The organism is Sphingopyxis sp. (assembly GCF_035250425.1).
Taxonomy (GTDB): Bacteria; Pseudomonadota; Alphaproteobacteria; order Sphingomonadales; family Sphingomonadaceae; genus Sphingopyxis.
Window position 1 is genome coordinate 33,330 of record NZ_DATFFD010000170.1, and the last position, 21,121, is coordinate 54,450.

The following is a 21,121-nucleotide window of genomic DNA, read 5'->3' on the forward strand; positions in this document are numbered from 1 at the left end:
TCGGGTCTCTCCGGAAAGAGCGCACTGGGGAGGCGCCATGGCCGCGCACTCTAATAGGGAAATGTTTGCCGTGATTCACAGTGTGTTGAACAGGCGCGTCGGCGCCACGACCTTCCGCTCTTCGATCTGTTTCGTAGCGGTGATTGCAGCGTTCGTTCTGGCGCCCTCGGCCTCGGCGCGGTGCGATGACCTGCTGCCGGCATCGAAAAGTGCCGCTTCGCCGGGAGCCCAGAAGAGGCCGATTACCGCGCTCGATCTTCTCCGCGTGCGTGATATCGGTCGGGGCGACAATAGCCCCAGCAGCAGGCAAAGCGCGCTTGCGCTGTCGCCCGACGGGAGGAAAATTGCCTTTACGCTGGTGCGGGCCGATCCGGACACCAACGCATATTGCATCGGCTTGGCGGTCATGGAGGCGGAAGCCGGTGCGTCGCCCCGGCTGCTCGATCGGGGCGGCGAGATTTTTCTCGGAAGCGGGGACTATCGCGACGTCATTCTGGAGACGGGATTTCCGGTCTTGCTGGCGCCTGCCTGGTCTCCCGACGGAAGATGGATCGCGTTCCTTCGGCGCGATGAAGGGGTGACGCAACTTTGGGCCGTGCGGACAGATGGAGGCTCCGCACACGCGTTGACCCGCGGCGAGATCGACGTGGAGCAATTCGCATGGTCTCAGGAGGGCGGGACGATTATCTACGCCAGTCGCACGGGACAGCTCGCGGAGCGTGCCAGCGTTGCGCGCGAAGCAGTGACCGGCTTCCGGTACGATGATCGCTATGTGCCGATGATGGGCGACAGGCCTATGCCGGTTTCTGCTACACCGTTATCGATATACAGGATCGATCCGGAAAACGGACGGGAAAGCCGTGGGTCGGAGGGAGATCGGGCGCTGCTACCTCCCGATCCGATCACTTATAAAACACTTCCCATGTCGGTCCGGACCCCTCGCGGGCAAATCGCGATTGCGGAAAGCCTGACCCCAAACCCGTTCAGCGAGCAGCAGATAAAAATAAGCACGGAAACAGGGGAACAGATTGCATGCGAGCAGGACGCCTGCCGCGGCAAATTCACCGGCATGTGGTGGACGGTGGCTGGCGAGACCCTCCTTTTTCTAAAACGCGAAGGGTGGAACGCCGGCTCGATGGGGCTCTATCGCTGGCAGCCCGGCAAGGGGCCGCCGGAGCGGCTGTTGGCGACGAAAGATGTCATCAATGGCTGCGGGCTGGCACGAGGTAAGCTGATCTGCACGCGAGAAGATGCGACGACGCCGGCGCGCATCGTCGAAATCGACCCCGCCAACGGACAGTCTGAAATATTATACGACCCCAATCCCGAATTCGCATCCATCCGCTTCGGCCGCGTTCAACGACTGGAGTGGAAGAATGATCGGGGTCTTGAGGTAAGAGGCGATCTGGTCTTGCCGCCCGGATATGAAGGTGGCGTGCGCTTGCCGCTGATCGTGACGACATATCGTGCCAACGGCTTTCTGCGCGGTGCGACGGGGAATGAATATCCTATCCACCTGTTTGCCGAACATGGCTTCGCCGTTCTTGCGCTGGAACGACCGTTGCCGGTCGCTGCCGCCAAGCCGATGGAAACCGACGCCGTGAAGCTGCGCGCCGCGAACGACGAGGGCTGGGCGGAGCGATGGAGCATACAGTCGGCTGTTATGGGCGGTGTTCAGCGCGCGATCGATCTCGGAATCGCCGACCCGGCCCGGATCGGCATTACGGGATTGAGCGACGGAGCGAGTACGACGACCTTCGCATTGATTAACAGCAAGCGCTTCGCGGCTGCTTCTATCAGCACCTGCTGCCTGGAGCCTTGGGCGGTCAATTCGACAATTGGCCCGGCATTCGCCAAAATGATGCGCAAGCAGGGGTTTCCGGCGGGCACGTCAGATGATCGGACATTCTGGAAGCCCGGGTCGATAATCCAGAATGCCGGAGAGATTGACACGCCGCTTCTGATGCAGCTGGCCGATCGCGAGTATCTGACGGCAATAGACGGATTTGCAGCCTTGCGCGAGCAGGGAAAGTCGGTCGATATGTATGTCTTTCCGAATGAGTATCACAACAAATGGCAGCCGCTACACAGGCTAGTTGTCTATGAGCGAAATCTCGATTGGTTCCGCTTCTGGTTCCAGGATCGCGAAAGTGCTGATCCTGCGAAGGCGGATGAAGTCCTGCACTGGCGAGCAATGCGAGGCGCTCAATGCGAACGATTGACGGGCGAGAGCCGACCAATTTATTGTCGTTAGGGATAGGGAGGTCCTTTCTGTCCGCTTTGCCCTGATTGCGATGCGTAGCGGACAGTCCGAAGTCGGCCAGTTGGCACGAGCGCGTCGAACCGGAGTGATCGCTGCATGTAAGCCCGTGGTCGGCGAAGAAGGCCTTGAGCTGCTTTTCACAATCTGCGCGTCGTCGAGCACGTTCTCTTTCAAATCAATATTCTCCCGAGGAGCATGTGGCCGGAAATCCGGATATCTCACAGCCCGATGCCGGTGCCGGCGCACCGCTCGATCAATCGCTCTCACGCCAAGCTGCGGAACATTGCCGGCGTTCGATGGTTGGCCTCGCGTAGGCATCGGCAAGGGAGCTTTCGAGATGAACAGAATATGTTGGACCATGGTCGGCCTTCCGGTCCTGTTGGCGGGCTGCAACCCGCCTGACGCTTCAACGCCCCCGGCGCAGGATGACAACACTGCAGCGGAAGAAGCTGCGCCGACCGCCGCCGGACCGATGCCGACCGAATACGCCATGGCGGATCTCAAGGCAGCAGACGGCAAGCCAGTCGGCAAGGCGACGGCCTCTGTCGACAATGGACGCGTGATGCTGAGCTTGCAGGTCGAAGGGCTCCCGCCGGGCGACCATGGTGTGCATGTCCACATGACCGGCAAGTGCGACGCACCGAAATTCGAAAGCGCGGGCGCGCACTGGAACCCGGCTAACGCTCAGCACGGCCTTGAAGCGCCCGCCGGGCAGCATGCCGGCGACATGCCGAACCTCGTGGTGGACGCAAATGGTCTCGGGAGGCTTACCTATGAACTGAAGGGTGCAACGTTCGCCGGCCTGATGGACGCGGACGAATCCGCCATGGTGGTCCACGCCTCGGCCGACGACCAGAAGACCGACCCGTCAGGCAACAGCGGTGATCGCATCGCGTGCGGAATATTCAACGTCGGCCAAGCGGTCAGGACGCCGAAAGGCTGATCCTGCCCGCGCGTTCACCCTTGCGCCATCGATCCAGCAACGCTGCCGCTTCGTAGCGGTGCGCCATACAGGCTTTCCGCGCTATCTGTGATTTCGAGAGGATGGGACAATGACAACAGGAAAGGACCTTTATCAGATCGAGGAGGGCTTTTGGCTCAAGGGAAAGGAGCATTTCCTCGATAATGTCGATGAACAATGCCTGCTCGCCTTTCCGCAGATGGGCGAGATGCATGGCGTGCATTCGCGCGCCGAGGTGGCAGCAACCGCGACGAGCGTTAATCGGTGGCGTGACCTCGCGATGAAAGATCGCCAAGTGCTGGAGATCGACGATTTCGCAATCATCAGCTACCGCGCCGAGGTGACGCGCGCCGACGGCGAGCCTTATGCGGCGCTGGTAAGTTCCGGTTATGTGCGGCGCACGGACGGTTGGAAGCTCGCCTTCCACCAGCACTCGCCGCTCTGAGCGAGACTATTTGGCTTCCTTGATCGGGATGACGTCGCCGCCCTCGCCGGAAGCGATGTCGGCAGCTCCGACCATTCGGTCGTGTTCAGCGAACACGCGTTCGATTTCCTCGCGTTTTTCGAAAAGCAGCTTTGCGACGCCTGCGGTCATGCCGCCTTCTTCGCCCACCCGTCCGAGCACGCCTGCAAGATCGGCAAGCGTCGCTTTCTCGGGCGTCGAGTGCAATCCTCCCTTGTCGTCGCGATAGGCGGTGCATTCGATGGCCATGTGATCCTCCCGAAATGCCGATTTCTGCCAGCATTACGCGCGAACCCGCCGAACGCTCCGTCATGCCCGTGGATTTGGAAGGGTCCGGGATCGGTGATATGCTCGGCGGGCAAAATGGAGTCGCACCGATGGGAAGCCGGGCCGAAAACGACCTTTGGGGCCAAGTGCTCGCCATCGAAAATCGATATGGCGATCATGGACCGGAGATACTGACGCAGAAGATCCGACATCTTCGCGACGCCGGAGAACTGACGGAAGCCGATTTCTGGTCGGAGGTGGCTGGTTGCCTCGACGATCTCCATGCGATCCGTATCGGTGCTCCCATACTCGAGCCCAAGCCCGTAGGCGCGTCATTGACAGGGCAGGGTTCCGCGGCGGTTTTTCGCGAAGACGGGCCAGCACCCGGTAGCTAAACCGGGCCAAGGCGCTCGCGGCAAACACGCGCCGACCGGTGTGTGGCCAGCTTGTCGATCGGTTTCGGGCAGGTTGGCCGGATTCCAGACAATTTCCCAGAGATGACCGTCGGGAGCGCGGATATTCCCGGCAGTTCACCTACGGGCCTGAGCGCGAGGCGAATCGAGCCCGGCGGGCGCATTGCGCCTCGGCAACTCTCGACGTTCGTCGTAAAATTTGGCAGGCCGCGATGGGGAATATTACCACAGCTATGAATGTCCGCTTTTCACCACGCTCGCCTGAAAGGCAGCCCGTCTTAAATCGGCCACGACCACCATCAGCGGCAAAAAATATCGAGCACCCATAGGAAAACTCGCCGCCAATCGTCCTGTTCTGATAGCCTTGCGGAAACAGGGAGCGAAGGGTTCATTGCCGTCTGATCGTCGAGCCATTGTCGCCTGGGTGGGGAGCAACATTGTTCCTCACGAAGGGGATTTGCGCGCGCGGCTTCGGCGTATGGCGGTCGCCGAGGATGAAATCGGCGATATCGTCCAGGATACCTATCTGAAGCTCGCGAGGCTCGACGATGTGTCCCACATCCGGGACGGGCGTGCCTATTTCTTCACCGCAGCGCGGACGGTGCTCGTCGACCGCATTCGCCGCGACCGGATCGTGCGGATCGACAGCCTTGCCGAGGTGGATGCCCTGGCTCTCGCCGACGAGGGGCCGGGGCCCGAGCGGCGTGTCAGCGCGCGTCTGGAACTCGAACGCGTTCGCGCCCTGATCGACGCGCTTCCCGACCGGTGCCGCGAGATATTTCACATGCGCCGCGTCGAGGCCCTGCCTCAGCGCGAGATCGCCGCCCGCATGGGCGTCAGCGAGGAGGTCGTGGAGGCGCAGGCGATACGCGGCCTGAAGCTGATCCTGAAGGCGATCGCCGAGCAGGGGCGAGACCAGGAACAACAACAAGACAATTTGCGAGAGAGGAATGATGGCAAGCAGCGAAACTGACGAAGAGGCGGCAGCACGCTGGGCTGTGCGTCTCGACGGCGGACCGCTCGACGCGGCCGATCAGAAGGAACTCGATCACTGGCTTGCCGTCGATGAGCGCCGGGCCGGCGCCTTGCTGCGTGCCGAGGCCGCGCTCGCCTATCTCGATCGCGGCAGGGCCTTGAGCAAAGGCGACGAGCGCGAGAGCGGTCCGCGTTCGGCGAGGCTCTGGAAGCCGATTGCTGCGGCCGGATCGCTGGCCGCAGCCGTCGCCCTTGCCGTGTTTCTTGTGCCTGCTAGCCGCTCCGACCGGATCGAAATTGCCACGGCCGTCGGCGAGATCAGGCGGGTGCCGCTGACCGACGGCTCGGTGGCATCGGTCAATACCGACAGCGACGTCGAAATCGAGATGGCCAGCGACCAGCGCAATATTCGCCTCAACAATGGCGAGGCCTGGTTTCAGGTGGCACATGACCGGACGAGGCCGTTTCTGGTCGAGGCCGGAAAGATAAGGGTGCAGGCGGTTGGCACCGCTTTCTCGGTACGCCGGACGGCTGCGGGCGCCGAAATATTGGTGACGGAGGGTGTCGTGGAAGCCTGGGCACTGGGAGGCGACGGGCGTGTTCGCATCCCGGCCGGAAATCGCGGTTTCGTGCCGGCGGGCAGGGGCGGAGTGAAGGTCACGCCGGCGCCCGGCGGGGTCGATCGCGCCCTCGCTTGGCGCACCGGAGAACTCGCGCTCGACGGCGAGAGCCTCGGTTTTGCGGCTGGTGAACTCAATCGCTACAACCGCCGCGCCATCGTGATCGACGATCCTGCGCTCGGGCGCGAACCGCTTGTCGGCTATTTTCGCGTCGACCAGCCCGAGGCATTTGCGCGGGCCGTGGCCTCGACGCTCGGCGCTCGCGTGCGGGTGGCAGGAGAGACGATCCATCTCGAACGATAAGTCTGAAATATTTTTGTCACCGTACATCGGAAAATATTTCGCTGCTCGTCCTGTCATGCGGGGGGCCGGAAAAATCCGGGCCTGTGAAGGAGCATGACATGCGGGGACTGATCACGGGAGTTTCGTTCGAACGGCAGTTGATGGCGGGGGCCGTAGTGATTGCGGCCGCGGCCGTTTCGGCGCCGGCGTCTGCGCAGACGCGTAATTTCGACGTGCCCGAACAGACCGCTTCGCGCGGCATTCCGGCTTTCGCCAAGCAGGCCGGTGTCCAGATTCTGGCCAGCGGCAATCTCGTTGCCGGCAAGCGCACGAAACAGGTGCGGGGGCGCTATCCGGTTGAGGAAGGGCTGAAGCTCCTGCTCGACGGAACGGGTCTCGTCGCAAGCTTCAACGGCAGCGGGCAGATCATCACGATCCAGCCGGCGCCGCGCGTGACGGCCTCTGCTGTCGAGGGTGAGCCCTTTGTTGCGGACGAAGAGATCATCGTCACCGGGTCGCGCATTCGTGGCTCGGTCTCGCCGTCGCCGGTCACCAGGATCACCGCGGAGCAGATGCGCGATGCGGGCCAGACCAATCTCGGCGATGTCGTGCGGGCCCTGCCGCAGAATTATGCCGGCGGGCAGAACCCCGGCGTGGTGCGGGGGAGTCCTCGGTTCAACGACGAGAATCTGTCGTCGGCGTCGTCCGTCAATCTTCGCGGGATCGGCGCCGATGCGACGCTGACGATCCTGAACGGCCGGCGCCTGTCCTACAATGCCGCGCAGCAAGCGGTCGATATCAGCGCGATCCCCATCTCGGCGGTCCAGCGGATCGAGGTGCTGACCGACGGCGCATCGGCCATTTATGGGTCGGATGCGGTCGCGGGCGTTGTGAATGTCATCCTGAAGCGCGACTATGACGGCGTCCAGACTTCCGCGCGCTTCGGTGCTTCGACCGACGGCGGGAACGAGCAGCAGCAATACGAGCTTCTCGCGGGCAAGCGCTGGAGCTCCGGCGGCCTGATCGCGGCGGTCCAGTACGACCGTATCGGCGAGGTCACAGCTGGCCAGCGCAGTTATACGAGCAGCCTTGATCCGTCGCAGACGCTGATCCCGTTCCAGCGGCACTACAGCGCACTTGTCAGCGGTCACCAGTCTCTCGGGGGCGCCGTCGAGTTCGGGATCGACGCCCTCTACAGCAATCGGCGCGACTTTCGCTGCAGCCCCCAAGCCGTCACGGGAAGCTGCCTTGTCTATGGATCGGAGGGGCGATCGAAAAACGTCTCCTTTGCGATATCTCCGCAGCTGACCGTCGGTCTGCCCGGCGACTGGCAGCTGACCGCGATGGGCAGCTACGGCACCGACAAATCAACGGTCCAGACAGACTTCTATTTTGGGTCGTCGCTCTTCGCGGTTTACCCTGCCGAATTTAGCAATCGGGTCATCGGCGGCGAGATCGGTGCGGAAGGGCCGGTGTTCGCGCTGCCCGGCGGTGCGGCGCGCCTCGCCGTTGGAGCGGGCGTTCGGCGCAACAATCTGCGGGGCTACACCGCGTCGGTGGCCGGCGGGGTGACGGCGGTTCAGACCGATTATAATGATGGCCAGACGACACAATATCTGTTCGGCGAGGTCAGTCTCCCGATCGTCTCGCCCCAGAACGATATTGCGTTCCTTGACCGGTTCGTCCTGACCGGCGCGCTTCGCTATGAACGCTACCCCGGCGTCGATGAACTGGCGACGCCCAAGCTGGGGTTCATCGCCGCGCCTTCCCCGGACGTCGAATTTCGGGCGACATGGGGCAAATCGTTCAAGGCGCCCACGCTCTACCAGCGCTTCCGCCCGCAGACCGCGCGTCTCCTTCGCACGCTCGACTTCGGTGCCGCCGGCTATCCCGCCGGCGCGACGGTCCTCGAGATGGCGGGGGCCAATCCGGACCTCAAGGCCGAGCGGGCGACAACCTGGACCGCGACGCTCGGATTGATGCCGTCGTTCGCCCCGGGGCTGAAAATCGACATTTCCTATTTTCGGACGCGTTACCGTGATCGGGTGGTCATTCCCATCGAGAGCCGGACGGGTGCACTCACCAATCCCCTCTATACCGATTTCATCAACTTCGCTCCGACGCGGGCGCAGATCGATGCAAACATTACCGGCTCGTCGGGGCTCCTCAATAATTCCGGGGTCCCTGTCGATCTGTCGACTGTCGTGGCGATCGTCGACAAGCGCGACCGGAATGCCAGCAGCCAGCTGATCCGGGGGCTCGATGTCAGTACCAACTACGACATCGCCCTGTCCGACCGGAACAGGCTCTCGGCCGGCGTGTCGCTGACCTATCTGAAAAGCAGGCAGGAACTGATCGCGGGGCAGGGCAATATCGATATGGCCGGAACGATCTTCGATCCGCCGCACTGGCGAGCGCGGGCTAATCTCGTCTGGTCGAACAGCGCCGTCACCGCCGGCGCATTTCTCAGCCATGCCGGCGGACTGCGCGACGATCGGCGCCTGCCGGTCGAACATGTGGGGTCCACGACAACGCTCGACCTGACGCTTCGCGCGGCTCTGGATGACAGCGGCCTCAAGGGCACGGCTGTGTCCTTCTCGTTGCTGAACGCCTTCAACGCGAAGCCGGACCTCATCCGGACGACCGATCCCTCGACGCCGCCCTATGATTCCACCAATTATTCCGCGGCGGGCCGCTTTATCGGCTTCACGCTGGAGCAGCGCTGGTGATCGCGCGCGTTGCCGCAATCGGGCTGGTGCTGGCATTTCCGGGTGCCGCGAACGCCTGTTCAGCGCTTGCGACTGTTGCAGCTGAAACACCTGCGGCCAAGCGGCCGATCGAAACCGCGGACCTCGCCCGCGTCGTCGATATCGGACGCGAGCCATATGATGATGGATCTGCAGGCCTCAGCGTCTCGCCCGATGGCAAGCAGGTCGCCTTTCAACTCCGGCGGGCGGACCCGGATGCCAATAGTTATTGCCAGTCCATGGTCGTCCTTGATCTCGACGGCCGGCGCCCGCCGGTGGAAGTCGATGCCGGCGGTGAGCCGATCCATATGGAAGCATCCGTCTGGGGTCTGGTGGGAACCTCCGGGGTGGACGATGTGATACGCCCTGTCTGGTCGCCGGACGGATCGCGGCTTGCCTTCCGAAAGCGCGTTGGTGGCCACACCCTTGCCTGGATCGCCGACGCGAACGGCGGCCACTCCGAGGCAGTCGGAGGCGAGGGGGAAGATGTAACCGCGCTAGCGTGGCGAGGCGACGGCACGGCGCTCGAAGTCACCTCCTATGCCGTATCTGATATGGAAGCGCAGCGAGACCTGGAAGGCCTGAAAGGATTTCATCTCGATGACCGCTTCGCTCCGGTCAATTCCAGCCGGCCATCTTTCCGGGGACCATTGCCTGTCGTAACCGGCATCGTCGAGCTGCCCGCCACCGCGGCTGCCGATCCTGCGATCGGCACATCCGCTTTGCAATCGGCTGCCTGGCAGAAGATCGATAAGGAGGAAGCTGGACGGGTGCCAGCAATTGCCGCCATGAAGGTCGCATATCCGGTCGTTGCGGCCTTCCGGTCCCGTGATGGAAGCCAGATCGCCTTTCTGCGGCGCGAAGGAGCAGGGGGTTCGAGCCTCGGTCTCTATCTCTGGAAAGGCGGGCAGGCCGCGCCGGTGCGCAAATTCGCGACAAAGGGTGTCATTCTCGGATGCGAGCCGGCGGCAACCCTCTTCATTTGCGCACGGGAAGAAGCCGCGCAGCCGCGGATCATCGTCAAGGTCGATCCGCTTTCGGGACGTGTCGAGCCGGTCTTCGATCCAAACCCGGCCTTCTCCTCGTTCGATATCGGCAAGGTGCAGCGCCTCACCTGGACGAACGCGCGGGGCATCGAAACTTTCGGCGATCTCGTCCTGCCGCCCGGCCACAAGCCGGGGCAGAAGCACCCGCTGATCGTCGTCACCTATGTAAGCAAGGGCTTTCTGCGGGGCGGGACGGGCGACGAGTTTCCGGTCTTTCCGCTCGCGGCAAAAGGGTTTGCCGTTCTAAGCTTCAACCGGCCGCGGCATATTTCGGATACGGCGCCGACCAAATCGTCCGAAGAAGGTGCCTTGCTGAACCGGAAGGACTTTGCGGATCGTCGCAGCGTCCAGTCTTCGCTCGAGGAGGGGATCGCAGCCGTAGACAGGCTCGGTGTCATCGATCGCAGCCGGATGGGGATTGCCGGTCTCAGCGAGGGGACGAGCATTGTCCTGCACGCGCTGATCAACAGCGATCTCTTTCATGCCGCGTCTGCGAGTTCCTGCTGCGTTGATCCCGGAAGCAGCATGGCGCTCCTCGGGCAGCCGGGAGCCGGGTATTTTGAAAGAACGGGCTTTCCTTCGCCAGCCGATGCGGGCGACGATTTCTGGCGGGTTCTATCCGTCGCACGAAATGCCGAGCGACTTTCAACCCCGATCCTGATGCAATTGGCGGACGCGGAGTACCGATATGCTCTCGAAGGCCTGCGTGCGCTCCGCTTCTACAAACAGCCGGTCGACGCCTATGTCTTCCCGGACGAAGATCATGTGAAGTCGCAGCCCGCGCACCGTCTGGCCATCTATAACAGGAACATCGACTGGTTTCGCTTCTGGCTTATGGGTCAAAAACCCGCCGATGAAGTCGAAGCCGAGAGATGGAACTTACTCCGAACCGGCAGCCAGCCGTGAGCAGGAATTCTCTAATGTCCGCTGTCCGATAAACCGGTTCCAAAAGCTGCCTGTCAGCAAACGGCCACTCCCGACTAGCGTCCATCGCCTTTTGTAGGGTTGTCACACGCCACACTCTTGTGAAGCCCGTCCGGGCGCGCCAGTTTGCAATGGTAACATATCGACACGGCCGCTCCGGGGGGTGCAGCTTTGGCTAAAGAAGACCGATTTTCACCCGTTTTCCAGCAGATGATCGATTCGCCCGAATCGTCTCTCGCGGCGTTGCAACGCGATGCATCCGCGTTCGAAGCGGCGGTATTGGCCGAGGAAGCTGACAGCCATGTCGCCCGGGCGGCATTACCCGATCGACGGGCGCTGGCATTTCTTCTCTTTGGCGGCGGTGGTGAGCGGATCGTTATGGACGAGCCTCCATGGCTTCCGGAATTTGCGTGTCTCGACGATGTGCTTGCGCACGTAGATCCGCGAAGCAACGATGGCCGTCTGATCAGCTGTCCGCGTGACGAGGCGCCTCCATTGTTCGGACTTTGGGCGCCCTGTTCCGAGACACACGGCTGGAACCTGCCGGCGACGCTCCGCAGGACGGTCGCTGCGCACTCTGCCGGATCTGTCGCGGTGTTCGCCAACGGCTCGACCGAACCGCTTGAGGATGCGGTTGCGGCGTTTGGCCTCACGCCCTTGCAGCAGCGCACTGTTGCCGCCGTTGTACGAACCGGCAGCGTGCGGCGTGCGGCCACCGCAATCGGCGTGTCCTATCCGACCGCGCGCGAAGCGATGGGAGCGGCGGCGCAGCGCATGCATCTCCCTAACACGCCAGCGGTGGTCCGGGCCGTCGTCGCAGCGGCATTCGGCATTTTGCCAAGCGACATCGATGGCCAAGTCCAGATCGCCGATATGCTTTGCATCTCCGAGCGGCAGGCAAAGGTCGCCCTTCTAATAGCTAGCGGCGCTTCGCGCGAAGAGGCTTCAGCATCGATCGGAGCGAGTCCGGCTGTGATCAAGAAGGAACTGCAGACGCTGTTTTCCACCTTCGGGCTGCAAAGTGCGGCGGAGCTTACGCGGTTGATCACCGAATCTCAGGCGCTGCGATCTTTTGCGCGGACGATCGACAATCCGCCCGGTTTTTTGGATTTGTCGATCGAGCCTTCGCGCTTTTCTATCCGACCCAACGGGCGAGGTCTCATAGCATGGAGCGACTATGGCCCTTCGTCGGGACGGCCGATCCTGCTCGTTCATTCCAACTGGTGCTGCCGCGCCGTCCCACGGCCACTCCTGACCGTACTGCAACAGCGAGGCTGGCGACCCATATCGGTCGACCGCCCGGGTTTTGGTGCGACAAGTGTAGGCAAGTCATCGCGCGAAGACCCGTTCAGCCAGGCCATTGAGGATGTGTTGCAATTGATGGTCTCGCTTGGGATCGAGACGATCCCGGTGATTGCCCGCTGCGGAGCCCAATTTGTGCACGCATTCAAGTCGGCGTATCCCGAAAAAGTCGGAGCGGTCGTGCTGGTTTCACCAACGCCGCAGGCGGACGCCGATGGCAAGCGCATGGGCGTGGTAGGCGCCTTCAAAGAAGCCTTTTATCGGAGCCCCCGTCTCGTTGAACTCTTTTTCAGAGTTATCAGCGCGCAATTCAGTTTCGACCGGGTCGTTCATCTCATGCGCTCGATTACGCGCGGGTCGCCGGTCGACGAAAAACTATGCGACGATCCTCAGTTCATCCGCGACCGGTTTCGGGCGCTGCGTCCCTTTGCGTGCGGCAACTATGTCGGCGGCATTTTCGAGGAACTGGTCATTTCGCACGGCGGCTGGACATTCGAGCCGCTCCATTGCGAGGACTGGCTCGTCCTGCAGGGCGCCGACGACCCCCACAACGATGTCGAGGAAGTTACCGCCTATTGGTCGTGCCTGCTGCCTGGAACGAAAATGGAGATCGTCGTCGGCGCAGGTCGTTTCATGACATCCAGCCATCCCGAATTGATCGTCGAACGGCTGGAACGAATGATCTGACGGCTGTACTTTAGCGCCGCCCGTGCGCAGTTGCGCAGCAGCGAGGAATGATGATCCCGCCAAGCTTCCTCGATTATAACAGCAACTCAGCGCATTACCCTACAAATGGGTATGGGGGTCTCCTCCGGCCGTTGCTATCTGCCGAGCGCGAGCTGCGGGGAGGGCGAGTGTCGCGACCCCATTCGACTTCCCCGCACCGCACAAGTGGGAGGACCTTCATGAAACGCATACTTATTTTCGCCGTCGCGATTGCGATCCCGGCTGCCGCGCTCGCTTCAAACGTGGCCTACCGTCCTTGGTGCAAAAACGCCGCTCACGGGCGGAGCGCTTCGGGCGGCTATGGCTGGATTTCGGGAACCTTTTATACCAGCGACGAATGCTGGCGATATGCCAACGGCCACAAACAGCAGGGACACGATACCGGCTGCAGTTCGGTGAACGCCAACACCGGCGAGTGGAAATAGACATTCGCGCTGCGGGGCGACGGAGATCGACAGATGCGCATATCCAAGACTTCCTTGTTTCTGTCCGCCCTGATGCTCGCGGCCGTGCCAATCGGCACGGCCGGGCCTGCCCAGGCGCAGTCTTCGGCCGTCGATGAGTGGGGACTGACGGCCCAGGATTGGCTGCGGATGAACGGCCCGTCGCTGCGCGCGACTGCCGGCATACCCGGCTCGCTGTCGACGATTCGGGCTGCGGCTGAGCGCGGCGATGCCAAGCAGCCGCCTTACTGGGCAGTGCCCTTGTCGTGGGAGCCGGTGTTGCGAAAAACTATGCCGAAGCCGAGCGCTGGCTTGCCAGTCCGCCGACAGTGGTTTGCCCTTCGCCTTTTTCTCGCTCGCTGCGATGTATAATAATGGCAATATCACGCCTCTCGACAAACGCGAGGGTCAGCGATGGATGGTGAAGGCCGCGGACGCGGGATATGCACTGGCGAAATTCTATGCCGGTCTGAGCCTCGTCGAAGACGCGAGCGGGAACGGTACAACGCAGCCCGATCCGATCGCGGCCCGCCAATATATCGAGAGCGCCGCAGCGGACGGCATTCCCGAGGCTGCGAAGCTCGCGGAGGTCTGGAAGTACAACGAAGCCTTTATCGACGCCGCCCGGGGCATGCCTCTCTGGAAGGATGGCCGGGGGCTGCTGCGTGGGCATGGCGATCAAATCTATGCTTGGCACCCGTGCAGGACCGACATTCTCAGCGATCGCGGGGGACGCTGGACGATCGACTGGACCCAGACACAGACCTACGGCGGAGAGAGCGGAACGGTCGAGTTCGTCGGGGTAATCTGGGTTCACGAAGTGAACCAGTCGAGCAAGGTGTTCGGCTTCTTCGAAAATGAGGCGGCGTCCCGAAATCTGGAACGCTCGCGGGCCAATTTTCAGAAGATTAAGGAAATGGGCGATTTGCTGCACCTGCGCTGTACGACCTTGAATTCGTAACATGACGGACGCCGCCATAGGCTGGCTGCTGATCGGGGGTATGGCGCTCGCAGTCTATTTCGGCGTCCCGGCCTTGGTGAAAGTCTATGCTCGTATCCTCGCCGACGCGCGTGCGCATCGCGACGATAGGCAGGAGGAACTCGACGAGCTGTTCCGATTGGAGATGCTCGAATTCGTCGAGCGAGAAGAAATGGAGCGTGAGGAGCAATCGCGCGGTCGGTGACGGGCGATTTTTGGAAGCCTCATTCATGGAAGGCACGGGAGCTGCGCGTTTCCAATTCGGCTTCCCCACGGTAGCGACGAAATTTCTTGGGCCGTTTCAGAGACGGCCGTCCGATCAAATTGCGAGAAAATGCCCTTGCCGAAGTTGACCGAAGAAGAAGCAGACATCGCGCGCAGTTGGTTCGATCGCGGCATCGAGCTCAAGGCACACTGGATCGCGGTCTATCTCCGGCCCGACGACGGTCGGCACGAGCCGGCCTATTGCACTGTCGAACCGCACGTTGGTGACCGCTGGACCGACTATGAAGTGGTGCAGATCATCGACATGGCTCAACCTTTCGACCTTGCTCATTATGATTTCCTCTCCGGCAATGTCGGAGACGAGGATGATTGAGCCATGTTGTTGAAGGCTCCGTGCTTCGTCGATAGCCGGGTGTGCCGCTCGTCGGCTGCGAGCGGGTCGTGCCGCCGGCGCTGGAGGTCGTCTTTCGTCACGCATATGGCTGTAGCCCTGTTCTCTAGGGCTGTTTAAGAAGGATTTTCGATGAATGGTGCCATGATTGCGGCGGCGCTTGCGGCTTTACAGCCTGCGCCCTCGGCATCCCAGCTCTCGCAGCCCATCGTTGCGCCGTACAGAAATGCGGAGGCAAGCGGCTGCTCCATGAAAGCTGCGGCCGGCTCGCGAACCATCGCCCTCGAAACGTCTCTTCGGACGGACTGGCGACCAGAGGCTTCCTTGACCGTCAGCGGGATCGATGTGCCGGGTGCCGTCGGAACCCATGTGCCTGTCGTGCTTAGCCTGACATATGAGGTCGAAGGCAAGACGACGCAAAGCGACAACAAGTTCGCGGCAACCATTGTACAAAGCGCGGATAGAGAAGGCCTCCTCATCGAAGGCGTGTCAGGCCTCCTGCGGCCGGCTCGCGCGTCCCTAAACGGCAAGACATACACGATCAACTATAGCCGGATCGCAATCTCCGCGGCCGGATCGCAGATCGCCGTCATTGACGCAGACGCGGGCTTTCACTCGGGGATCGCGTCGTTGAACGCCTGCAGCGAAAAGCAGCCGCCCTTCGATCCGGCGACCACCGCCGCGCCGGCAGTGCCGACGGAGAAGCGGCCCGACACGGCTGTCGACCTGGCGCGCCTCGGACGAGATCTCGACGCGAACATCCGGAAGGTTCGTATCGCGGTGTTCAAGATCGATCAGGAGCCGCGCGAGCTCATCGAAGTGGGTACGACGGGTTGCCAGACAAAGTTCAGGACAAGCCACGCGTCGCACGTCATCGACTGGCGCCGCAAGGGAGCCGAGCCGATTTATTCCATGGCGCAGATGGTCATTTCGAGCGACAGCACGGGAGAAATCTTCGCCATCAGGGCCCATATTCCCTCGCTGACCGCAATCGAACAAAGCGCGGGAACACAGTTCAAGCGCGAGTTTGAAGGCATTAATTCCAGCGCGAGAAATCTGTGGGAGGCATGCTCTTAGTCGAGCCAACGGCACGTCCGTTTCATGAGATTTGCGTCCGAAGGCTACCTGACCGCAATCGGCCACAAAGCCGTGCGTTAGAGATGAAACACGCATCTAGCATGGGCTGATCCGTAGCAGTCCGTGACGTCCCAAAGCCTCAAGCCCGCGGGATTGGCGCATCTCCGCGAGATGACATCGGTGCCGGCATTGAATGTGCGTTGCCAGTGAGCCGGGTGCAACCGAGCTGTCATCTCGCTTGAATATGCCCCGCGGGCGATGAGCCCTCCTGATTCCGAACTGATTGCGCAACGCTCTGATTTATTGCGTTATGTTGGGCGCCGTGTCCGCGACTCGACGCTTAGCGAGGACATTGTCCAGGAAGCGTACCTACGGATGCTGGCCTATGAGGCGAAACCGGGAAACATGGTTTCCAACGCCTCTGCGTTGTTGCGCCGCATATCGCTGAACCTCGCGCATGATCATTTTCGTCGCGCAAAGAGTGCGCCGATCGTCGAGTTGTCCGAGGATATCTCCTGCCCGATGCCGAGCGTGCATCAGCAATTGGAGCGGCGCCAGCTCATCGCCATTGTCGAAGGCGTGCTGAAGGCGATGCCGCGTCTCCGGCGGGATGTTTTCATCCGTCGCCGCGTGCATGGGGAAGCTGCCGGAGACGTCGCCGAGGCCCTGGGGCTTTCTCCCAGCGCCGTTAGCAACCATGTTGCGCGAGCGTTGTTCGACCTGGATTTGGCGATCGAGAAGATCGAGATGCGAGGCGGCCTTGTCCGGGACTGACGCCATAAGATGGGATGCGGCGCAGTGGATTGCGCGCCGCATGGACAATGACCCGTTCGACGAGGACGCGTTCAATATCTGGCTTTCCAGCGATCCCCGCTGCCGGTCGGTATTCGACGCGATGTGGCGACGGACCATGGGATCGCAGATGGATGCGGCCTTGGGTTCCTACGAGCGGCGAGGCGCATCCAGGCGCACCTGGCTGGCAAGCGGCATGGCCGTCTTGCTGGTCGTGGCGTGCGGTTACACGGCCATGCCGCTGGTCGAACTGCATCTGGCGTCGCCGCAGGACTATGCGGTCGCGGACGGAACGGTCCGCAAGGTCATATTGGCGGACGGAACGCAGCTTGCGTTGGGGGGCGGCGCAGAGGTCAGGGTCCGCTATACCCGCCATGAGCGCGTGGTCGAGCTGGCGCACGGCACGATCTTTGCCACTGTCGCGCATGATGAAGAGCGACCTTTCCGCGTCGAAGCCGGCAACGCGCGCATCGTGGATCTTGGAACCAGCTTCGAGGTATCGAGCAAGCCCGCGAGCGTCCGCGTCATGGTTGCTTCGGGTATCGTTGAATTCGGTAACGATGGCTGGCTCAGCAAGCCCATCAACATGACCGCGTCTCAGGCCGCTATCCTGGACAGGAGGGGCCTGAACCGGATCGCGGACGTGGATCCGAACGACGTCGCGCGGTGGCGCGGCGAATGGGTGGAATATAAGGGCGCGCCGCTGCAGCAGGTGATTGCCGACCTGCAAAGCCTTTCGCCCGTGCCGATCGAGCTCAAGGACGAGAGTCTGATGACCCGGCCGGTGAGCGGGCGGATGCGGCTGACCGACCCGGTCGGTCAGCTTCAGAATCTGTCGATCATTCATGCGTTCCAGGTTCGCCGCACCGATGATGCGCTGGTCATATCGAAGGACTGACAGTCCTTCGAAGTTACTCTCCTCCGATCTGCAGTAAAACTGTAACAAAAAACCTTGTGAAGTTTCGACGTCCACCGCGTCTCTAACCCCGGAACCAATTCACTCAGGTGCAGGGGAAATATTCAGTGTCCAGATTTCAGGACTCGCTTCGCGCGAGCGTCGCCGCTTTTGCTCTCGTCATTGGCGCTGTCGGGGCTGCATCCCCGGGACAGGCGCAAAGCAGTATCTCTCTTCCTTCTGCCAGCCTCGAAGATTCACTGAACGCGCTGTCGCGTCAGGCTGGCGTGCAGATACTCGTCGACCAGAAGCTGCTGCGGGGAAAGCGGGCGTCCGCGATCAGGGGAGCGTCTTCGGCCGAAGCTGCCCTGACCCAACTTCTCCGGGGATCGGGCCTGATCTATCGCAAGCGTGCTGATGCGTATTTGATCGTGCGCGGCACCGGGCCGGCCTCGCCAAAAGGTGACCGCGCGGCACGCAAGGTCGTTGACAGTGCCCCTTCGCCTTCCCGGGATGGGCCGTCGGTGGCGGCCGGCGAGATCGAGGCGCCGGGCAGCGACATCATCGTAACCGGATCGCGTATCGCGCGGCCCGAACTTCAATCGCCGATGCCCGTGAGCGTGGTTCGGATGGAACAGGCCAACAACCTTGGCCTCACCACCACGTATCAGGCCCTGCTGCGCGAGCCCGCGCTCGATGTCGGCATCGGCGAGGGCAACGCGCAATCGCAGGGCTGGGATGCCGGCATTTCTTCGGTCGACCTGCGCGGCCTTGGCACCAATCGCACGCTGACACTGCTGGACGGGGCGCGGCGCGTGTCCGGTTCGGCGCAGTCTTCGGCAGTCGACCTCAACATGATCCCGCCCGCGATGATCGACCGGGTCGAGATCATCACCGGCGGCGCAGCGGCGATTTACGGCGCCGACGCCGTCACCGGCGCAGTCAACGTGATAACCAGGAAGAATTTCTCGGGGCTGCAGCTCGATGTGACCAACGGCATCTCGGAACGTGGCGACGCGCAGCGTTTTCGGTTTTCCGCAACCCTGGGCGGCCAATTCGCCGACGGACGAGGCCGCGTCATCATCGGCGGAACCTACGTCAACAACAAGGAGGTCATGGCGCAGGATCGCCCCTACACGGCCAACTCGCCCAGCTACTACAACAATCCTGCCTATACGGGACCCGATAGCGGCGAGCCGCAACTGCTGATTACGCCGGTCTATACCTGGGCCGCCTATTCGCCTTACTCGAACTTCATGATCGGTCAGAACGCCTACAAGGTCGTCGACGGCCAGGTCGTTCCGATCACCTACGACCTCAACACCAACACCGCCGGTTTTCCCCAAGGACCCGGCGGCAATGGCGGCAATCTCAATGTCACGCAGCAGTTGCAGGGCCCGACCGATACCTTCGCGGTGATGGGGCGCTTTGAATATGAGCTGACCCCTTCGATCAACTATGTCGCGACCTTCGATTATGGCCGCAGCCTGTACCGGGGCGAGGCCGGCTATTATCGCGACGACCAGCGCACTAGCCTGTGGATGAACGGAAAGGGCGGCGCGATCGCCTATCTGGACAATCCTTATCTCCCCGATTCGGTCCGTCAGCTGATGCTCGCCAACGGGCTGACCAGCCTGCCGCTGCGCAAGTGGTGGACCAATTTCCCCACGATGCGCCAGAACCATGACCGCAACAATTACACCATTCACCAGGAACTGAACGGCGATGTCGCAGACGGTCGCTTTAAATGGCAGGCGTTCTGGCAATATGGCCGCACCACCGATGACGTCGACACCTCCAATGTGCCGCTGATTTCCCGCTGGGTCGCCGCGCGTGACGCCATTGCCGGTCCGGATGGCCAGCCGATATGCCGTGATCCGGCGGCACGTGCGGCGGGCTGTGTGCCCTTCGATATTTTCGGCATGGCGACGACGGCGGCGCAGCGGGCCTATGTCCTGACCACGCGCCGGGAATCGCGGGCTACATCGCAACGGCTTTTCGGCGCGAACGTCAGCGGCGACGCGTTCGCTCTGCCCTATGGCGACCTGTCCTTCTCGCTGGGGGCGGAGCACCGCCGCGACAGTCTGCGCACGGTCGACGATCCGCGCTCGACAACCGACCTCATTCCGTCACCGCATCCCGATATCGATGCCTCGCTCAGCGTGTCGGAAGTCTATGGCGAGGTCGTTGTCCCCATCCTCAAGGATTTGCCCTTCGTCCATGATCTTCGGATCGAAGGCGCGTACCGCTATTCCAATTACAGCAGCTATAGCGACACGCACACCTGGAAGGCCGGCGCGATCTGGTCGCCGATCGAGGGGCTGTCGTTCCGGGCGGTCCGTTCGCGCAGCGTCCGCGTCCCCAATTTTGCCGAACTCTATAGCCCGCAGAACCGGGGGATCACCGCCAGCATCAACGATCCGTGCTCGGGTCCGAACTATGACCTGTCATCGACGCGCGCTGCCAATTGTGCGGCACTGGGCATTCCTCGCGGCTCGCTCGTCTGGAATTATACGGACAGCGTCGTGACCTATAGCGGCGGCAACCCGAACCTGGAGCCGGAGACGTCCAACAGCTTGACCCTGGGTGCCATCATCCAGCCGAAATTCCTGCCTGGCCTCGATGTGACGGTCGATTATTGGGACATCGACATCGCCGATGTCATCACGTCCTATAGCGTGGCGAATATGCAGAAACTGTGCGTCGATCTGCCCACGATCGATAATCCATTCTGTTCGCGTATCACGCGCGACCCCATATCTCACAAGGTTACCCAGATCGACTCCTACTATCTCAATGCCGCGCGGATGCAGGCGCGAGGCATCGATGTCGGGATCAACTACCGGAGAAATATCGGTGAGGGCAGGCTTGAGGCTTCCTGGAAGAGCACGTGGAACATCAGAAACATGACGGAAACCACGCCCGGGATAGCCTCGGGCGATATCTACTATGCCGGTGACTGGACCGTGCCGCGTTTCAAGAGCACGCTATACCTCGGATATGATATCGGCAATTTCGGAGTCAGCTTCGATACAAGGTTCATCAGTTCCACCGTTCTTTCAAAGAACCAGCCCGATTATTATTACGGCGATGCGAACCACGTTCCCTCGAAAATCTATAACAATATCTCGTTCCGCTACACGATCGATGATCGCTATTCACTGGGACTGGGGGTCAACAATCTCTTCGACGTAAAGCCCACCCAGACGATCTTCGTCTGGGCCGGTGCCGGCGGGCGCTATGACACGATCGGCCGCTACTTCTTCGGCACACTCAGCCTGAAACTTTGATGCGGCGGGCCGGGGGCGCCGCCCCCGGCCTTTTCGCAGC

19 protein-coding genes are annotated in these 21,121 nt (G+C 61.8%); 18 read left to right on the forward strand and 1 reads right to left on the reverse strand.

The window, feature by feature from the left end; genetic code table 11:
- Positions 1–85 precede the first annotated feature (85 nt).
- From VJ811_RS10130 to VJ811_RS10140, 3 genes are all read left to right on the forward strand, one after another.
- The gene (locus VJ811_RS10130; protein ID WP_324072150.1) at positions 86–2,254 is read left to right on the forward strand and encodes an Atxe2 family lasso peptide isopeptidase; all 2,169 of its coding nucleotides are present in this window, start codon (positions 86–88) and stop codon (positions 2,252–2,254) included.
- A gap of 346 nt (positions 2,255–2,600) precedes the next feature.
- Entirely contained in the window at positions 2,601–3,206 is a 606-nt protein-coding gene (locus VJ811_RS10135) for a superoxide dismutase family protein (RefSeq protein ID WP_324072151.1), read from the forward strand.
- A gap of 109 nt (positions 3,207–3,315) precedes the next feature.
- The gene (locus tag VJ811_RS10140; RefSeq protein WP_324072152.1) at positions 3,316–3,669 is read left to right on the forward strand and encodes a hypothetical protein; all 354 of its coding nucleotides are present in this window, start codon (positions 3,316–3,318) and stop codon (positions 3,667–3,669) included.
- Between the two features lie 6 nt (positions 3,670–3,675).
- Here VJ811_RS10140 and VJ811_RS10145 read toward each other — a convergent pair whose 3' ends face one another.
- The gene (locus VJ811_RS10145; RefSeq protein ID WP_324072153.1) at positions 3,676–3,936 is read right to left on the reverse strand and encodes a hypothetical protein; all 261 of its coding nucleotides are present in this window, start codon (positions 3,934–3,936) and stop codon (positions 3,676–3,678) included.
- Positions 3,937–3,950: 14 nt separating this feature from the next.
- Here VJ811_RS10145 and VJ811_RS10150 point away from each other — a divergent pair, with 14 nt between their 5' ends.
- From VJ811_RS10150 to VJ811_RS10220, 15 genes are all read left to right on the forward strand, one after another.
- Entirely contained in the window at positions 3,951–4,349 is a 399-nt protein-coding gene (locus tag VJ811_RS10150; protein WP_324072154.1) for a DUF6961 family protein, read from the forward strand.
- Positions 4,350–4,791: 442 nt separating this feature from the next.
- A complete protein-coding gene (locus VJ811_RS10155; protein WP_324072187.1) occupies positions 4,792–5,340 on the forward strand; it encodes an RNA polymerase sigma factor in 549 nt (182 codons plus the stop codon).
- Entirely contained in the window at positions 5,321–6,265 is a 945-nt protein-coding gene (locus tag VJ811_RS10160; RefSeq protein WP_324072155.1) for a FecR family protein, read from the forward strand. Before VJ811_RS10155 ends, VJ811_RS10160 begins: the two co-directional genes overlap by 20 nt.
- 98 nt (positions 6,266–6,363) lie before the next feature.
- Positions 6,364–8,973 carry a TonB-dependent receptor gene (locus VJ811_RS10165; RefSeq protein WP_324072156.1) on the forward strand — a complete coding sequence of 870 codons (2,610 nt, stop codon included), beginning with the start codon at positions 6,364–6,366 and terminating at the stop codon, positions 8,971–8,973.
- Positions 8,970–10,943 (forward strand): Atxe2 family lasso peptide isopeptidase, encoded by a 1,974-nt coding sequence (locus VJ811_RS10170; RefSeq protein WP_324072157.1) that lies wholly within the window; start codon positions 8,970–8,972, stop codon positions 10,941–10,943. Before VJ811_RS10165 ends, VJ811_RS10170 begins: the two co-directional genes overlap by 4 nt.
- Positions 10,944–11,132: 189 nt before the next feature.
- Entirely contained in the window at positions 11,133–12,950 is a 1,818-nt protein-coding gene (locus tag VJ811_RS10175) for an alpha/beta hydrolase (RefSeq protein ID WP_324072158.1), read from the forward strand.
- A 218-nt stretch (positions 12,951–13,168) separates the two neighbouring features.
- Positions 13,169–13,414 (forward strand): hypothetical protein, encoded by a 246-nt coding sequence (locus VJ811_RS10180; protein ID WP_324072159.1) that lies wholly within the window; start codon positions 13,169–13,171, stop codon positions 13,412–13,414.
- Positions 13,415–13,447: 33 nt separating this feature from the next.
- A complete protein-coding gene (locus tag VJ811_RS10185) occupies positions 13,448–13,804 on the forward strand; it encodes a hypothetical protein (RefSeq protein WP_324072160.1) in 357 nt (118 codons plus the stop codon).
- A 46-nt stretch (positions 13,805–13,850) separates the two neighbouring features.
- Positions 13,851–14,393, forward strand: a complete 543-nt coding sequence (locus tag VJ811_RS10190; protein ID WP_324072161.1) for a hypothetical protein — start codon at positions 13,851–13,853, stop codon at positions 14,391–14,393.
- Position 14,394: 1 nt separating this feature from the next.
- Positions 14,395–14,616: a hypothetical protein gene (locus tag VJ811_RS10195; RefSeq protein ID WP_324072162.1), complete on the forward strand. Its 222-nt coding sequence runs from the start codon at positions 14,395–14,397 to the stop codon at positions 14,614–14,616.
- A gap of 135 nt (positions 14,617–14,751) precedes the next feature.
- A complete protein-coding gene (locus VJ811_RS10200) occupies positions 14,752–15,009 on the forward strand; it encodes a hypothetical protein (RefSeq protein WP_324072163.1) in 258 nt (85 codons plus the stop codon).
- A gap of 150 nt (positions 15,010–15,159) precedes the next feature.
- A complete protein-coding gene (locus VJ811_RS10205) occupies positions 15,160–16,104 on the forward strand; it encodes a hypothetical protein (protein WP_324072164.1) in 945 nt (314 codons plus the stop codon).
- A gap of 258 nt (positions 16,105–16,362) precedes the next feature.
- Positions 16,363–16,878: an RNA polymerase sigma factor gene (locus VJ811_RS10210; protein ID WP_324072165.1), complete on the forward strand. Its 516-nt coding sequence runs from the start codon at positions 16,363–16,365 to the stop codon at positions 16,876–16,878.
- 40 nt (positions 16,879–16,918) lie between these two features.
- A complete protein-coding gene (locus tag VJ811_RS10215) occupies positions 16,919–17,794 on the forward strand; it encodes a FecR family protein (RefSeq protein ID WP_324072166.1) in 876 nt (291 codons plus the stop codon).
- Positions 17,795–17,901: 107 nt separating this feature from the next.
- Positions 17,902–21,081 carry a TonB-dependent receptor gene (locus tag VJ811_RS10220; RefSeq protein WP_324072167.1) on the forward strand — a complete coding sequence of 1,060 codons (3,180 nt, stop codon included), beginning with the start codon at positions 17,902–17,904 and terminating at the stop codon, positions 21,079–21,081.
- Positions 21,082–21,121: the final 40 nt, after the last annotated feature.

Bases quoted from the DNA above. Each gene is read 5' to 3' on its own strand.
- VJ811_RS10140 (WP_324072152.1), top strand. From the start codon at position 3,316: ATGACAACAGGAAAGGACCTTTATCAGATCGAGGAGGGCTTTTGGCTC.
- VJ811_RS10165 (WP_324072156.1), top strand. From the start codon at position 6,364: ATGCGGGGACTGATCACGGGAGTTTCGTTCGAACGGCAGTTGATGGCG.
- VJ811_RS10180 (WP_324072159.1), top strand. From the start codon at position 13,169: ATGAAACGCATACTTATTTTCGCCGTCGCGATTGCGATCCCGGCTGCC.
- VJ811_RS10145 (WP_324072153.1), bottom strand. From the start codon at position 3,936: ATGGCCATCGAATGCACCGCCTATCGCGACGACAAGGGAGGATTGCAC.
- VJ811_RS10185 (WP_324072160.1), top strand. From the start codon at position 13,448: ATGCGCATATCCAAGACTTCCTTGTTTCTGTCCGCCCTGATGCTCGCG.
- VJ811_RS10215 (WP_324072166.1), top strand. From the start codon at position 16,919: ATGGACAATGACCCGTTCGACGAGGACGCGTTCAATATCTGGCTTTCC.
- VJ811_RS10160 (WP_324072155.1), top strand. From the start codon at position 5,321: ATGGCAAGCAGCGAAACTGACGAAGAGGCGGCAGCACGCTGGGCTGTG.
- VJ811_RS10195 (WP_324072162.1), top strand. From the start codon at position 14,395: ATGACGGACGCCGCCATAGGCTGGCTGCTGATCGGGGGTATGGCGCTC.
- VJ811_RS10150 (WP_324072154.1), top strand. From the start codon at position 3,951: ATGCCGATTTCTGCCAGCATTACGCGCGAACCCGCCGAACGCTCCGTC.
- VJ811_RS10135 (WP_324072151.1), top strand. From the start codon at position 2,601: ATGAACAGAATATGTTGGACCATGGTCGGCCTTCCGGTCCTGTTGGCG.
- VJ811_RS10210 (WP_324072165.1), top strand. From the start codon at position 16,363: ATGAGCCCTCCTGATTCCGAACTGATTGCGCAACGCTCTGATTTATTG.
- VJ811_RS10205 (WP_324072164.1), top strand. From the start codon at position 15,160: ATGAATGGTGCCATGATTGCGGCGGCGCTTGCGGCTTTACAGCCTGCG.
- VJ811_RS10190 (WP_324072161.1), top strand. From the start codon at position 13,851: ATGGTGAAGGCCGCGGACGCGGGATATGCACTGGCGAAATTCTATGCC.